Source organism: Algoriphagus sp. 10J20-15, assembly GCF_055809615.1.
The window spans coordinates 85,975-99,736 of record NZ_JBVVUG010000043.1 but is presented as its reverse complement, the minus strand read 5'-3'; the positions used below and the strand labels follow the sequence as shown (position 1 = coordinate 99,736).

At 40.6% G+C, this 13,762-nt stretch carries 9 protein-coding genes and 2 pseudogenes; 5 read left to right on the top strand and 6 right to left on the bottom strand.

Annotated features, from left to right (window positions below; all coding sequences use genetic code 11):
* The first annotated feature begins 14 nt into the window (after positions 1-14).
* The gene (locus tag AC0L6R_RS18250) at positions 15-431 is read left to right on the top strand and encodes a DUF1801 domain-containing protein (protein ID WP_473272484.1); all 417 of its coding nucleotides are present in this window, start codon (positions 15-17) and stop codon (positions 429-431) included.
* A 35-nt stretch (positions 432-466) separates the two neighbouring features.
* Entirely contained in the window at positions 467-1,045 is a 579-nt protein-coding gene (locus AC0L6R_RS18245; RefSeq protein ID WP_473272483.1) for a YdeI/OmpD-associated family protein, read from the top strand.
* 30 nt (positions 1,046-1,075) lie between these two features.
* On the opposite strand, the gene AC0L6R_RS18240 is transcribed toward AC0L6R_RS18245, so the two are convergent.
* The 4 genes from AC0L6R_RS18240 to AC0L6R_RS18225 form a co-directional block, all read right to left on the bottom strand.
* The gene (locus AC0L6R_RS18240; RefSeq protein ID WP_473272482.1) at positions 1,076-1,780 is read right to left on the bottom strand and encodes an SGNH/GDSL hydrolase family protein; all 705 of its coding nucleotides are present in this window, start codon (positions 1,778-1,780) and stop codon (positions 1,076-1,078) included.
* Positions 1,781-1,803: 23 nt separating this feature from the next.
* Positions 1,804-2,334, bottom strand: coding sequence for a sialate O-acetylesterase (locus AC0L6R_RS18235; RefSeq protein WP_473272481.1), 531 nt, complete (start codon positions 2,332-2,334; stop codon positions 1,804-1,806).
* A complete protein-coding gene (locus AC0L6R_RS18230) occupies positions 2,327-2,635 on the bottom strand; it encodes a sialate O-acetylesterase (protein WP_473272480.1) in 309 nt (102 codons plus the stop codon). Before AC0L6R_RS18230 ends, AC0L6R_RS18235 begins: the two co-directional genes overlap by 8 nt.
* A 149-nt stretch (positions 2,636-2,784) precedes the next feature.
* Positions 2,785-3,357, bottom strand: coding sequence for an SGNH/GDSL hydrolase family protein (locus tag AC0L6R_RS18225; RefSeq protein ID WP_473272479.1), 573 nt, complete (start codon positions 3,355-3,357; stop codon positions 2,785-2,787).
* 155 nt (positions 3,358-3,512) lie between these two features.
* Between AC0L6R_RS18225 and AC0L6R_RS18220 the strand changes: the two genes are divergently transcribed.
* On the top strand, positions 3,513-4,907 hold the full coding sequence (locus AC0L6R_RS18220) for a sulfatase family protein (RefSeq protein WP_473272478.1): 1,395 nt from the start codon (positions 3,513-3,515) through the stop codon (positions 4,905-4,907).
* 72 nt (positions 4,908-4,979) lie between these two features.
* Here the strand turns inward: AC0L6R_RS18220 and AC0L6R_RS18215 are convergent, their stop codons facing one another.
* Together AC0L6R_RS18215 and AC0L6R_RS18210 are read right to left on the bottom strand one after the other, a co-directional pair.
* The gene (locus AC0L6R_RS18215; protein ID WP_473272477.1) at positions 4,980-5,315 is read right to left on the bottom strand and encodes a HopJ type III effector protein; all 336 of its coding nucleotides are present in this window, start codon (positions 5,313-5,315) and stop codon (positions 4,980-4,982) included.
* 145 nt (positions 5,316-5,460) lie between these two features.
* Positions 5,461-8,614 (bottom strand): annotated as a pseudogene (locus AC0L6R_RS18210) (PVC-type heme-binding CxxCH protein).
* 309 nt (positions 8,615-8,923) lie between these two features.
* On the opposite strand from AC0L6R_RS18210, the pseudogene AC0L6R_RS18205 reads away from it, so the two are divergent.
* Positions 8,924-12,026, top strand: a pseudogene (locus AC0L6R_RS18205) (SusC/RagA family TonB-linked outer membrane protein).
* A 44-nt stretch (positions 12,027-12,070) separates the two neighbouring features.
* Complete coding sequence (locus tag AC0L6R_RS18200; RefSeq protein WP_283413971.1) at positions 12,071-13,579, top strand: RagB/SusD family nutrient uptake outer membrane protein; 1,509 nt, start codon at positions 12,071-12,073, stop codon at positions 13,577-13,579.
* Positions 13,580-13,762: the final 183 nt, after the last annotated feature.

The following is a 13,762-nucleotide window of genomic DNA, read 5'->3' as shown; positions in this document are numbered from 1 at the left end:
AAATTAGATGGAAGATGGAATTAAAGACAGAACCAGAAGTAGCAGCAGTTTTTTCGAAGTATCCCGACTCGGTTCGTGATAAAATGTTAAACCTTCGTCGCTTGGTGTTGGAGGTTGCTGAGGAAATTGGGTTGTCGAGCTTGGAGGAAACGCTCAAATGGGGAGAGCCAAGCTTTCTTGCTAAAAAAGGAAGTACCATTCGTATGGACTGGAAAGCCAAAAATCCTGATCAATATGCGATGTATTTCAAATGTACGAGTAAACTGGTGCCCAGTTTGCGCCTGGCATACGATGAGGTGTTTGCCTATGAAGGGAATAGGGCGATTGTCTTTAAAATGGATGAAGAAATTCCGGAAACTGAATTAAAAAACTGCATCAAAGCTGCTTTAACCTATCACCAAGTAAAGCAACTTCCGATGTTGGGATTATAGTTTAAATTGATCTTCCGCTAAATAATTGTTTTAAAATGAATCCAAAAGTTGACTTCTTTTTTGACAAAGCTTCTAAATGGCAAAAGGAATACAAGCAATTGAGAGAATTAATTCTTGACTGTGGGTTGATCGAGGAATTGAAATGGGGAGTGCCTTGCTATACCTTTCAAGGAAGTAATGTGGTGTTGATTCATGGCTTTAAGGAATACTGTGCGCTGCTTTTTCACAAGGGAGCTTTACTTAATGACGCAGAGGGTGTCCTGATCCAGCAAACCGAGAATGTACAGAGTGCACGGCAGATTCGATTTACGAATCTTCAAGAGATAATAGAATTGAGTAAGGTATTGAAGTCTTATGTTTTTGAAGCGATTGAGGTAGAGAAAGCTGGATTGAAAGTAGAATTGAAAAAGACTAAAGAATATGACATTCCCGAGGAGTTTCAAGTCAAATTAGATGCTTATCCAGGGTTGAAAGAGGCTTTTTATTCCCTGACACCTGGAAGACAACGAGGCTATCTATTGCATTTTTCGGCAGCAAAGCAGGCTAAAACTAGAGAGGCTAGAGTGGAAAAGTTGATACCACAGATTCTCAGTGGAAAGGGACTGAATGATTAGTCGCAATTATTCAATTTTTTGTTGAGATTCTCAATCTGGAAACGCTAAAAATGCCACCTGAAGCTCGCCTATTTTCTTATAACCAGCTTCATTCATGTGGATAGGATCGGTATAGTAGAGATCCTTGTTATACAAATTATAACCTCCCAAAGTAAACTGATCCAAGTAAGGTATGCCATGTAGTTGGCAGATTTTCTTTTGCATGTTTACGTGCTCGGCCATTCCATTTTCGGTAAATGGGTCATAAGCACCTCTATCATTAAATGCCTTGCTGGACGTGAAGAAGTAAATCTGGGCTTTCGGGTTGATTTCGTAGATTTTCTTGATGCAGTAATTAATCCCTCCAGCTTGAGTTACCAGCTTCTCTTCATCAAAACCATCGAACTCCGAGTAGTCAGTATAGCTGCCAATTTCTCTTTTATTGGTGTAATCATTGGTGGAGGCCCAAAGTATATAAATGTCGAAAACTCCAGCCTCATCCACTTGCTGCTGTAATGATTTGCCTTGAAGAGAAGAGAAGCCAGCTCCTCCAACACCAAAATTTGTAACCGTCATTCCCAGCTTTTCTTTCCACATATTTTTGGCAACTTCACTTTCTGGTATGACAGAGACAGAGCCTCCAAAAACGGCCACAGACTTCCCATAATTGTATGATGCTTTAAGATCCTGCTGCGCAAAAATACTTGTAGAAACTAATAGGAAAGCGAAGCTTAAATAGTGTTTGAGGTAACTCATTTGGGTTGAATTATAGGGTGTTTTTATTTGTAAATGGTAGTACAGTTTGTTTGCATTTTTAGCATTTCTGCAGCGTAGCGAATCCCAAGAGCATGGTAAGAATCCGAGTCAAAATGGGTGTCATCTCCCTTGTGATTAAGCCCTTGGGCGGTGACTAAGCCTATACAATCATTTGAAGCAGCAATTTCACGAATTACTCCGTTCATAGCTTCAGCAAAAGGTGCTTTGGGATAGAAGAAGTAGCCTAGTTCACCAATGACTACAGGAATGTCAGCTATTCCCAAATCTGATTTGAGAGCATTCAACATAGCCTCAAATTTTTGTGTGTATTCGGTAACGCCAGCTTCCGTATTGGAGTCTGATTCTCCCTGATGCCAGATGATACCTTTCAAAGTGCCAGATTCCATTGCTTTTTTTGCCCGGCGAATCATGTCGTCGTATGGATAGGTGTTGGTTTGTCTGTGGATAGAATCTGCAAACCAGGCGTTTACAGAACTTCCGCCTACTGCGGTAGGAATGAGGCCTATTTTGAGATTTGTGTTTTCGTTAGCCATTATTTTCCCAAAAAGTCAGCCCAAGACCAGTGCCTGCAGCAGGCTTGTCAAAGTGCATGGGATCTTTTGCCAATACCCAGTTTTCTGCCTTATCCAGCATCAATACGCGTGGATGGCTGAGCGTGTCGATAGCTTCCACTTCCCCTCTGCCAGCCATGTTGGATTGGCCCATCAGGAGATAAAGGTGAAAATTCTCTTCGGTAGAGCTTTTGTCTAAAGTATTGGTGGGGATGTTTTTTTGGCCAGTGCAACTGACTAAAACTATGCTGAATAAAGCTAAGGTTAGGCGATATAGGTTCATATTTCCAGAGTTCAAGTCTATGTTACTAAAAATACTCCAAAATCCCCTTAGCGATTAGGGCATGGCCTTTTTCGTTTGGGTGATTTCCTTGGGACATTAAGTTAGGTAAACTATCTCCAGAGGCCACTTCCTTTTTGAAAAGTTCATAGCTATCGACCAGGGCCGATATTATATTTCTTAGCAAGTTGTCGAATCTGATTTGAATGCTGATCCAAAATGGTGTTATCTTCTTTCAGATCTAGTTTTTGATCAGGAGAAGGTGTCAATAGGATGATTTTAATGTCCTTTTTCAGCGCTTTTTGGATCATTGATTCCCAGGCCATTTTCGCACTATCAAGTCCGATCCTTCTGTCATTTAGCGCATAGTCGATAAAGAGTACGTCAGGTTTGTGAGTTAGCACATCTGACTCAAAGCGGAGAGCACCAGATTTGGAGTCTTCACCCCCAATGGCAGTATTGATCAAGTTAATTACCGCAAATGGATACAGAGCAGTGATTTCCTTGTAGGCTAAAAATGGATAGGATTCCAGTGTATTCACAACTGGAGTTTTGAAATAACCTGATGGCACAGAGTGTCCATGAAAAACCAAATTAACCGTTCTGTTGCCCGGCCATTTTTTTTGAAGCTCGGTTTTCACCTCACGCAAATATTCAGATTTATCCTCACTGTCTTGAAAAGGTAAGAGTAGGATTGAAAGCAGGAATATGTAAAAAAGCTTCATTAGGATTAGCATTGAATCTGTTTTTTGAGAAAGTAATTTAGTAAGGTTCTTTTGGAAGCGCTTTCTTTTTTGATTGATGGAAATACTGTTATTCCAAATAAAATTAGGATGCGACAGGATACCTAAGTAGACCTTTTCTCTCTATTTTAGAATCTATGGAAAATAAGCTAACCCTTCAAAAATTCATTTTTTGCCTCTTTATACTACTTAATACCACAGCTTTTGCACAGCAGGGAAAACCCAATATCATCTTTATTCTTACGGATGATCAGCGTTGGGATGCTTTAGGTTTTTCTGGAAATGAGATTATCCAAACTCCGGAAATGGACAAATTGGCGGCAGAAGGAGTTTACTTTAAAAATGCCTTTGTGACGACTCCAATTTGCGCAACCAGTAGAGCAAGTGTTTTAACTGGACTTTATGAGAGGACGCATGGCTATACTTTTGGTCAGGAGCTAAATGAAGGATACGCTCAGAATTCCTATCCGGCTCATTTGAAAAAGTTAGGCTATGAAACCGGTTTTTTTGGAAAGTTTGGAGTGAATTACCCAGGGTTCTCGAAGCTTTTTGACGTGAGTGATAGTTACGATAGAAATGGGAAATTTGCTGATCGACGTGGGTATTTCTATAAAACTATCGATGGGGATACTGTTCATCTAACAAAGTACACTTCCCACCAAGCTCAGGAATTTATCAAGAATCAATCTGCAGGTAAACCATTTATGCTTTCGCTGAGTTTCTCTGCTCCGCATGCTCATGATCCTGCAGAAGAGCAATATTTCTGGTCTACGGATGTGGATGATTTATATACTGATGTCAAGTTTCCCAAGCTGCTTTTATCAAAGGAAAAATACTTTGATCAGCAGCCAGAATATGTAAAAACAGGGGAGAATCGTACACGCTGGTATTGGAGATATGATACTCAGGAGAAATATCAGAAGAGTATGAAGGGCTATTACCGAATGATCTCTGAAGTAGACCTGGAAATCGGGAAAATCCGCAAGACGCTAGCCGAAAAAGGCATGGATAAAAACACGGTAATCATCTTTATGGGTGATAACGGCTACTTCCAGGGCGAGCGTCAACTTGCAGGGAAATGGCTGATGTATGATAATTCACTACGAGTACCTATGATTATCTATGACCCAAGAAATCCTGGACATAGAGTGATTTCTGACTTTGCGCTAAACATTGATATCGCGCCCACTGTGCTTGAGTTTGCAAATGGCATTTTGCCACAGGAATATCAGGGGATTAGCTTGGCTGATTATGTAATTGGAGATAATCCAGGTATCCAGCGAAAGGAATTTATAGCAGAGCACCTATGGAAAGTCAACATCATTGCGGCCAGTGAAGGGATCAGAACCAAGGATTGGAAATATTTCCGATATCAGGATGACTTGGCTCACGAAGAGTTGTATGATCTGAACAAAGATCCTTTAGAGAAAAAGAATTTAGCTGGAAAGAAAGGCTATGAAAATACGCTTATTGAAATGCGGGAAATTTTTAATAATACTGTGAAAAGGCTGGAAGCGGAGAAGATTAATTAGTAAACAGTCGCAGTGTGCAGAACACTGAGACTGAATACTGAATACTGAAATCTGACCACTGACCACTGAGCCTTACTTCTCCCCCAAAGCCTCTCCCTCAAACTTGATCCCATCCCATCCGGATTGCATAAAGTTGCGGATATTTTGATGATCTGTTCCTTCTGGATTTTCTATTACATCTTTTCTGTAATAATCTCCAAAAAGTGCCAGCGTTTGATCTTGGCTAAGGTTATGGAGCTTTGCAAAGAAGAAAATCTTGCAGCTCCCATTGTTTTGCCCAGCTTCATTTACGGTGTCGCCATTGGTAAAACAGGTTGGAGTGAAATTGAAATTTGTGTCGATATATGCGATGACATCTTCAAAGGCAATTGTATCCGGATTCGAGGTGATTTGGTTTAGTAAATTCATGAGGTAATATTAGTTAAATGAGTAATCTCTCTTTTAATTTATTTAAAAATAAATGGGCCAAAAGGAACTCAATCCCTCTGACCCAAATATTCTTAACTGCCAACTGCCAACTGCCAACTGCCAACTGCCAACTGCCAACTGCCAACTATTTTTCCATAGGATGTGCTTTCAGCAAATCAGCAGGCTGGAAGAACCCTGTGTGATCTTTGACCTCTTCTCGTACTTTTTTCACTAAGTCAGGTGAAATGGCAGAAGCTTGATTCCCAAAGGAATTTCTCACGAAGGTAAGCACTGCTGCTACCTGCGAGTCATCCAGCATACCTTCGAAAGGAGTCATTGGTACTTGTCCAGGATAATCTTTTCCTTTCACAGTAATCGGTCCCATCATCCCCTTGAGTACAATTTTGATCAGACGCTCTTCATTGCCTGTTACCCAAGGAGTGCCAGCAAGTGGAGGAAAACCTGAAGCAGAAAGCCCTTGGCCGTCGGGCTGGTGACAGGTGCTACAGAAGCCTTCTCTGGCGTAGATCTCCTTACCAAGCACAAATAGTTCTCTATCCGATCCGGTCAGAGAAGACTTGATGTCCTCTTCTTTTTTCTCTTTCACAGACAGTCCGGAAATATGTGCAACTGCTGCCTCATAAGCTGGAGTGATCCATTCTTCCATTTCTGTATCTTCTCCGGCTGACAGTACTTCGAGACCTGCTTCTCTTGGCATCCAAGATGCAGCTACGATTGCTTCAAGTCTAACTCTACCATTTTCATCTTTGATAGCCTCAGTCATCAGCTCTTTTTGGTTGGAAACCTGATGGCCAGTATAGCGTAGCACTCGCACGGCAGCAGCTCTAGCTCTGTAGTCTTTAGCTTTCAGCATTTGCTCCAAAAGATCTTTATTTACTTTATTGATACCCCAGCTTACCCAAAGTGCTTCAAGCACATTGTGCTCATATCTTGGATCGCTTTTGTCCAATTTCTCAGCCCACTCAGCCACAGCATCATACACTTCCTGCTGATCTCTTCCACGCAGTTCCCGGCGAGTTCTGTATCTGGTTCTGTATTCTGGTAATTTTGAGATTTTCCAATAACTCAGGTATACTCGCGCCGTCGATTTTGGCTGGGGTGACCAAAGGTCTGGAAGGGTAGGTGATTCTGTAGATTCTGCCATGCTGATGATCTCTCAATGGATCACGGGCATTGTGTTGCATGTGACCAATAAGGATGTTATGCCAATCAACTACGTAAAGCGAACCATCGGGAGCAATCTCCATATCAACCGGACGGAAATTTCGATCAGTTGATGAAAGTAAATCCTGTCTCCATTTGGTAGAAAAACCGATTTCTTCATCGATCATCTGATGCTGTTTTGTCTCCTAGGAAACCGATCGTGTTATTGATGATCATGTCTCCCTGCACATCATCTGGGAAATGTCTACTTGAGATAAATTCCAAACCAGAGGTAGGACGAACCATCTGGTCTTTTTGAATCAGGTTTCTTCCTTTATTGTTTGCATTTCCATAGCGAGGAAGTAAGGAAGCTGGCATCATGTAAATTACATTTGGGCCAGCAGGTCTCAGCATAGAAGTTTTGTCCCCATTCGTCGAAGGCAATACCCCAAGGGTTTGGGATGCTTACCTGAGCCACGCGTTCCAGTTTATGTCTGCTTGGGGTATATCGGTAGAATCCCCCATTTGTCGCTCGGACTGGGCCATAGGAGGTTTCCACATTGGAATGAAGGAAAACTCCCTCCGCCATATAAATAGCTCCAGACTCATCAGTAGTAAAGGCCGAAATGGCATGGTGGGTATCGTGATCGTCAAAACCGCTCAGCAAAACTTCCTTACGATCTGCCTTGTCGTCATTATTATCATCATACAGAATCACGAGATTGTTTCCCTGAGAAACATAAACTCCTTCTGCTGCCAGTTCAAACCCAACTGGAATATGAAGATCATCCGCGAAAACAGTTTCCTTGTCTGCCTTACCGTCATTGTCGGTATCTTCATAGATCAACAATTTATCTGCTGGTCTTGAATCTCCGGGCTTGTAATGAGGATAACTTGGCATAGTCGCCACCCAAAGTCTTCCTTTGTTGTCAAAGGAAAGCTGAACTGGGTTGGCAAGGTTTGGCCATTCTTCCTCAGATGCAAAAAGTTCGATTTTATACGCCAGGCGCAACTTTTAACTTGGCAAGTGCTTCCTCACCATATAGGTAGGTTAGGTCGCCATTTTTTTCAGGGTTGTAGTTTGTCTCTACTTCTGGAAGTACGTTGGTATGTGAATCTGCCTCAGCTAGATCTTTCTTTTCTCCCTGATTAGCCATCCAGATTGCTGTGTCCCTAATTGCAGTTAGTTGACGGATTTTTTCTAATTCAAATGGGTAATTATCTGGACCAAAAGGATCGTATCTTCTTCCGAAAACATGGACTCCATTGGGGATTTTATAGTCATTTCTCCAAAACCAGTTTTTCTCCTGCACAGCTTCATGCACTAGTTCTCGATTTGCTTCGTTCTTGATCGGTGTTTCTCCAAAAATCTCATCCGAAAGAAGAACGGCTAATTTTTTATAGCCAGCTTCATTCAACTGTGAACCGTCAATTGTCAGGTCTTCCTCAGATTCCAGATACCATTGTTTGCTTGGATTAAATGCGTCTACAAACATTACTTCATTTTTCTCTGCGATTTCCTGCATTGCTACAGTGTAGAGATTCAGATTTTCGTTTTCTGTTTTGCCGTCTGGGACATCAATTTTCTCTGACAAGTCCTCAAAAGCTATAGGGGACACGATGACCAGCTTGGGAGAAAGCGTATCGTGGTATTTCTGGCGCAGGGTGTGCTTGATAAAAGCATCCAACTCTGCTTTATAGTTTTCTAATCCATCTACACCTTGGAAGGATTCATTGTATCCAAAAAAAGAAATGATGATATCTGCCTGAAGTCTTGTCAGCCATTCATCAGGCTTTTCCAGATGGCCTATGCTCCCGGAAGGAGTAGCATATTCTACCTGAAAGGCCTCAGCGCCAGGAAAAGCCCAAGGATCGTTAGTGCCAGATCTAGGTCTAAAGCCAGGAGTGTCACCTGGGTCAGCAAGGTTCCTGATGTAAAGGTTTTTCTCAGGATGGCGGAGTTGCATTTCTGTCTCGAAACTTCCATAGTCCATCATTCTAGACGCTAAGTTGTTTCCAATCAGGGCAATTCTGGCGTTTGGTTTTAATTCAATGGTTTCTTTTTGAGAGCATTGAAAGCTGATGAGCCCTATTAGAGCGAGGAGGAAGAGGTTAGTTGAGGATTTTTTAAGCATAATATTAGGATAAGCATTAGGAGTCTAATAATAGGGATAAAGCTCGGGATATTCAATTTATTAGGGCTAATGCCTAGTTTTTATTTTATGTGTGGTAGCGTTTGTTATTATATTTCTATTATTTACTTATGCTGTTTTTTATTCTATTATATAATTTAATTTATATAACTATCCTGTACAGTGCTGTTGTATAGCATATTTTTTTAAATATGTTTTAAGATGGTTTGTTTCAGGATAGTGCAGGATAGGAAAGGGGTATTAGAGAGGTTAATTGGTTGTGTTTTATAATTAATAATTAAACCCAATCCTATGCTAAACAATTATCAATTATTAATAAAAACCCGGTTTGTTGGGTTTTTATTAGCCTTGTTTATCGTATCTGTGTCCTCATCATTTGCACAGTCGATAACAGTGAAAGGAAAAGTTGTGTCTGAAGATGATAATGAGCCTGTTTCAGGAGCTCTAGTTTCCGTAAAAGGCACACAATCAGGAACCGTAACAGACATTGACGGTGGATTTACCATCCAAGCCTCAGTTGGCGAGACGTTGGTAGTCAGCTTTATTGGATTTACCACGAATGAAGTGGTAGTTACCCAAAATTCAACTGATATTTTAGTGACGCTTAAATATTCTACCTCTGACCTCTCTGAAGTAGTAGTAGTAGGTTATGGTAGCCAAATCAAGAAAGAGCTTACAGGTGCAATTCAATCCGTCAGCGAAAAGGAATTAAAAGATCTTCCAGTTTCTTCTGTAGCCCAAAAGCTTCAGGGTAGATTGGCTGGAGTTCAAATTAATCAGACTACAGGAAAGCCGGGTCAAGGGATGAATGTTCGTATTCGGGGCCAATTGTCAGTTTCAGGTGGTAGTTCGCCTTTATATGTTGTGGATGGTTTTCCGATCACAGGTGATATTAATGCCTTGAATCCTGACGAAAATCCAGGAGATCACTGTATTGAAAGATGCGGCATCCACATCGCTGTATGGATCTAGAGCTGCAAATGGTGTGGTTCTGATTACTACTAAAAAAGGTGTGGCGGGACAGACTAATGTAAATCTAAATGTTTTTACAGGCTGGCAGACAGTTCCTGAAAATGGCCGTTTGGAAATGCTTAATGCTGAAGAATTTGCTCAATTCAAGAAGGAATATTATACAGATGCCGGTCAGCCTGTACCTGAGATTTTCCAAAATCCTGCTGATTATCGAAATAATGATAATGATTGGTATGGTGCGATGCTAGAAACAGCTCCTGTTACTTCATACAACTTGACAGTAACTTCTAATAAGGAGAAGGTTAATACGGCAGTTATTGCCGGATTTTTTGATCAGAAAGGAGTCGTAAGAAATACTGACTACCAAAGGTATTCACTTCGATTAAATACAGATTATGCCGTTTCTGAAAAAGTAAACATGGGAATCAATGTTGCTCCTAGTTATGTGTATGACAACACGCCGCAAACCGATGGATCAAGAGGAACAGGTATTTTGTTCAATGCACTCCACACATGGCCGGTGATGCCGATTTATGAGGAAAATGGAGAATTGACCTCGTTTAATAGATTCCCTGCCAATACAGGAAATATCTTTGCTTATCCAAACTGGTTGAGATCGGCAGATGAGATCACAAATGAGACGAAAGTCATCAATGTATTAGCAAACACATATTTTGAATGGAAGCCAATTAAAGGTTTATCACTTAAGACCACTTTTAATACGGAACTCAACAACTCCAACTACTTCTTCTTCAACCCTTCCACTGCCACTAATCAAATCAATGTGGCCATCCCAACTGTGGCAAGGTCAGTGAGAGATGAATATCAAAATTTATCATGGCTGAATGAAAATATTGCCACCTATGGCAACTCTATAGGAGATCATAATTTTCAAATGTTGTTAGGTTTTTCCAATCAGAAATTTAGACAAGATCGTACGAGAATAGCAGCAGATACCTATGCTGACGATCGACTTCCTACTATTCAAGGAGCGATTAATATTAACAGAGGTGGAACGATTTCAGATGTAAACGAGTGGGCTTTGACTTCAATTTTCTCTCGTCTTACTTATAATTTTAAAGGGAAGTATCTATTCACTGCATCTGTTAGAGGTGATGGTTCATCACGTTTTGGAGAAGATAACCGTTGGGGGATATTCCCATCCACTTCGTTGGGTTGGGTACTTTCTGATGAAGGATTCCTAAATACTAGTTCTACAGTTTCCTTTACCAAATTGAGAGCTAGCTACGGAGTTACGGGTAACAATAATATTGGTAACTATACTCAATATGCATTGGTTAATAATACGATTAATGCTGCTTTTGGGAATACCGTATTCCCTGGTGCAGCGGTTACCTCATTGAGCAATAGGAACTTAGGGTGGGAGACTACCACCCAATTTGATATAGGTTTGGACCTAGGCTTATGGGAAGATAGAATCACCTTCGTGTATGATTATTATACCAAGAATACTACAAACTTGCTGTATGCAGTGCAGGTGCCACAAGAATCAGGATTCACCAATTTCAATGATAATATCGGAGAGATTAAATTCTGGGGCCATGAGTTTTCAGTTACTTCGGTAAATACAACAGGAGCTTTTAGATGGACTACCAATGCAAACATCTCATTTAATAGAAATGAAGTGCTTGAGCTTGCAGACGGTATTGATAGAGTTTATGGAGATTATCACATCACTAAAGTCGGAGAGCCTTTCGGACAATTTTATGGACTGAAAAAATTAGGAAATTATGCCAATGAAGAAGATTTGGCAAACTCTCCAAAAGTCCCAGGCAGATCTACTGTAGGAAGTATTAAACTTGCAGATATTAACGGTGATGGAGTTATTACAAACGGTGGGGATAATGATGATAGAACTATTATTGGAAATCCATTCCCGGATTTCACCTATGGTATCATCAATAATTTCGCTTATAAAAATTGGGATGCAAGCATCACAGCTTCAGGGTCTCAGGGAAATCAGTTGTATATGAGACACTTGTATTCTACTGCGAATCTAGATGGGGTGTTTAATATGGTAGCTAAGGTAGCTGATCGCTTTAGATCTCCAGAGAATCCTGGTGAAGGTATTTTTGGAACTACAGTAGGTGGCGGTAACGTGACTGGTATAGAACGTGACTGGGCAAATAGCAACTTCGTGTATGATGCCTCTTATTTCACCATTAGAAATATCACTGTAGGATATACATTCAAGAATCTACCAAAAACATTCAAATCAGCAAGAATTTATGGTTCTGCTCAGAATGTGTGGGTATTTACGGATTATTGGGGTGGATCAAACCCAGAGGTTAGTATGCAGAACAACGGAAATGGAGATGGAGGAAACCTAAGTCCAGGTGTGGATTTGGCTGGATACCCAGTGCCTCGTACAATCACTTTTGGTGTTAATGTTACTTTCTAATCGAAAGTAGTTCACCTCATTCATTCACCTAAAAAAGAAAAAAAATGAAAAAATATATCTTAGCCTTCTTAGTGTCAACTATAGCACTCACAGGCTGCGACGACTTTCTTACGGTAGTCCCAGAAACTCAATTGAGTTCGGCTACCTTTTTCAAAAACCAAACTGACTTTGAACAGGCTGTAAATGCAGCTTACGTTCCGCTGAGGACAATTACAAATGACCGTTCCTGGCTACTATCAGAGATGCACTCCGATAATACCTACTATGCAAGAAATGTACTCTTTGGTGCCACGGATAACCAAGAGGATTTAGCTGATTTCTCAGTGCCTGAATCTAATGGTACCACTGCTAATACACACGTATTGAACCAATGGAGACAGGATTACCTCATTATTTCAAGAACGAATCAAATACTTTCTTTAATAGATGACGTTGATTTTGATGCTGCGGCAAAAGCAAATGTGAAGGGTCAAGCGCTTTTTCTAAGAGCTTATGCCTATTTTGAATTAGTCAGGTATTTTGGATCTGTTCCACTTCATTTGACTCCGGTTGCTACCAGAGAAGAGGCAGCACTTCCTTTAGCTACTGAGGCAGAAATTTATACTCAGATTGAGCAAGATTTGGTAGCGGCAGTTCCTTTATTGCCAAAAAAAGCGAATCAGGAACCAGGCAGAGCAACTGAAGGGGCGGCAAGAACCCTTTTAGCAAATGTATATATCCATCAAAAGAAATGGTCTGCAGCAGAACAGATCTTATCTCCTGTATTAACTCATGGGTATCAATTGATGCCAAGTTATGAAATGGCTTTTCCTGGGAATACCTCAAACAAGAATAATATGGAGTCTGTGTTTGAAGTTCAGTTTATTGAAGGGGCAGCTGGATTGAATGGTAATTTTATTTATCAATTTATGCCAAGGCCTATCAGTGCAGCTGAGCTTCAACCTATCATGGGAACAAGCAATCCTCAAAATATTGATGGAGAAGGAAACAATATTCCTACGCCAGATATTATTGCTGCTTACGAGGCAGGTGATTTGAGAAAAGAAGCTTCTATCGGTAATGTTTTCCTTGCGGGTAGCTTCAGAGATGACAAGAACTATCCCTACATTAAAAAGCATGCAAAACACCACTCTCAGCATAATAACACAGGAACTAACTGGGTGATCTATCGCTATGCAGAGGTTCTATTGTTTATGGCAGAAGCGCTTAATGAACAAGGTAAACCAGGTGAGGCTGCGCCATACTTAAATGATGTTAGAGAGAGAGCAGGACTTTTGCCTACTACTGCAACTAGTCAAGCAGAGATGCGAGAGGCTATTTTCAAAGAGAGGAGAGTAGAGCTTGCTTTTGAAAACAAACGTTGGTTTGATATAGTGAGAACCGATAGGATCGAGGAAATAATCGTGCCTTATGGACAGCGAATCATTGCAAACCCTCTTGATTACTACTACCCACCAATCGCTGGAGCAGTTCCAAGAAGTAATGCATTTACCAACATCAAGAAGTTTTATGCTTATCCAGCAGCAGAGTCTGACTTGAGTCCTTATTTCTAATATTAAAAGATTAGGATAACCCAACAAATAGGTATGTTTATATCTATACTGTTGGGTTTTCTGATTTTTGCTTTTGTTACTTTCTGAAAGAATACTAAGCAAAAAAATAGACAGTATATTTCATGAGTGGTTTCTGAGTTGAGAAATTATTCGCCAATTTAAAAATCTAACTATTGCTATCAA

Coding starts and splice junctions, on each gene's coding strand:
- AC0L6R_RS18250 (WP_473272484.1), top strand. CDS start 15: ATGGAATTAAAGACAGAACCAGAAGTAGCAGCAGTTTTTTCGAAGTAT.
- AC0L6R_RS18245 (WP_473272483.1), top strand. CDS start 467: ATGAATCCAAAAGTTGACTTCTTTTTTGACAAAGCTTCTAAATGGCAA.
- AC0L6R_RS18240 (WP_473272482.1), bottom strand. CDS start 1,780: ATGAGTTACCTCAAACACTATTTAAGCTTCGCTTTCCTATTAGTTTCT.
- AC0L6R_RS18235 (WP_473272481.1), bottom strand. CDS start 2,334: ATGGCTAACGAAAACACAAATCTCAAAATAGGCCTCATTCCTACCGCA.
- AC0L6R_RS18230 (WP_473272480.1), bottom strand. CDS start 2,635: ATGAACCTATATCGCCTAACCTTAGCTTTATTCAGCATAGTTTTAGTC.
- AC0L6R_RS18225 (WP_473272479.1), bottom strand. CDS start 3,357: ATGAAGCTTTTTTACATATTCCTGCTTTCAATCCTACTCTTACCTTTT.
- AC0L6R_RS18220 (WP_473272478.1), top strand. CDS start 3,513: ATGGAAAATAAGCTAACCCTTCAAAAATTCATTTTTTGCCTCTTTATA.
- AC0L6R_RS18215 (WP_473272477.1), bottom strand. CDS start 5,315: ATGAATTTACTAAACCAAATCACCTCGAATCCGGATACAATTGCCTTT.
- AC0L6R_RS18200 (WP_283413971.1), top strand. CDS start 12,071: ATGAAAAAATATATCTTAGCCTTCTTAGTGTCAACTATAGCACTCACA.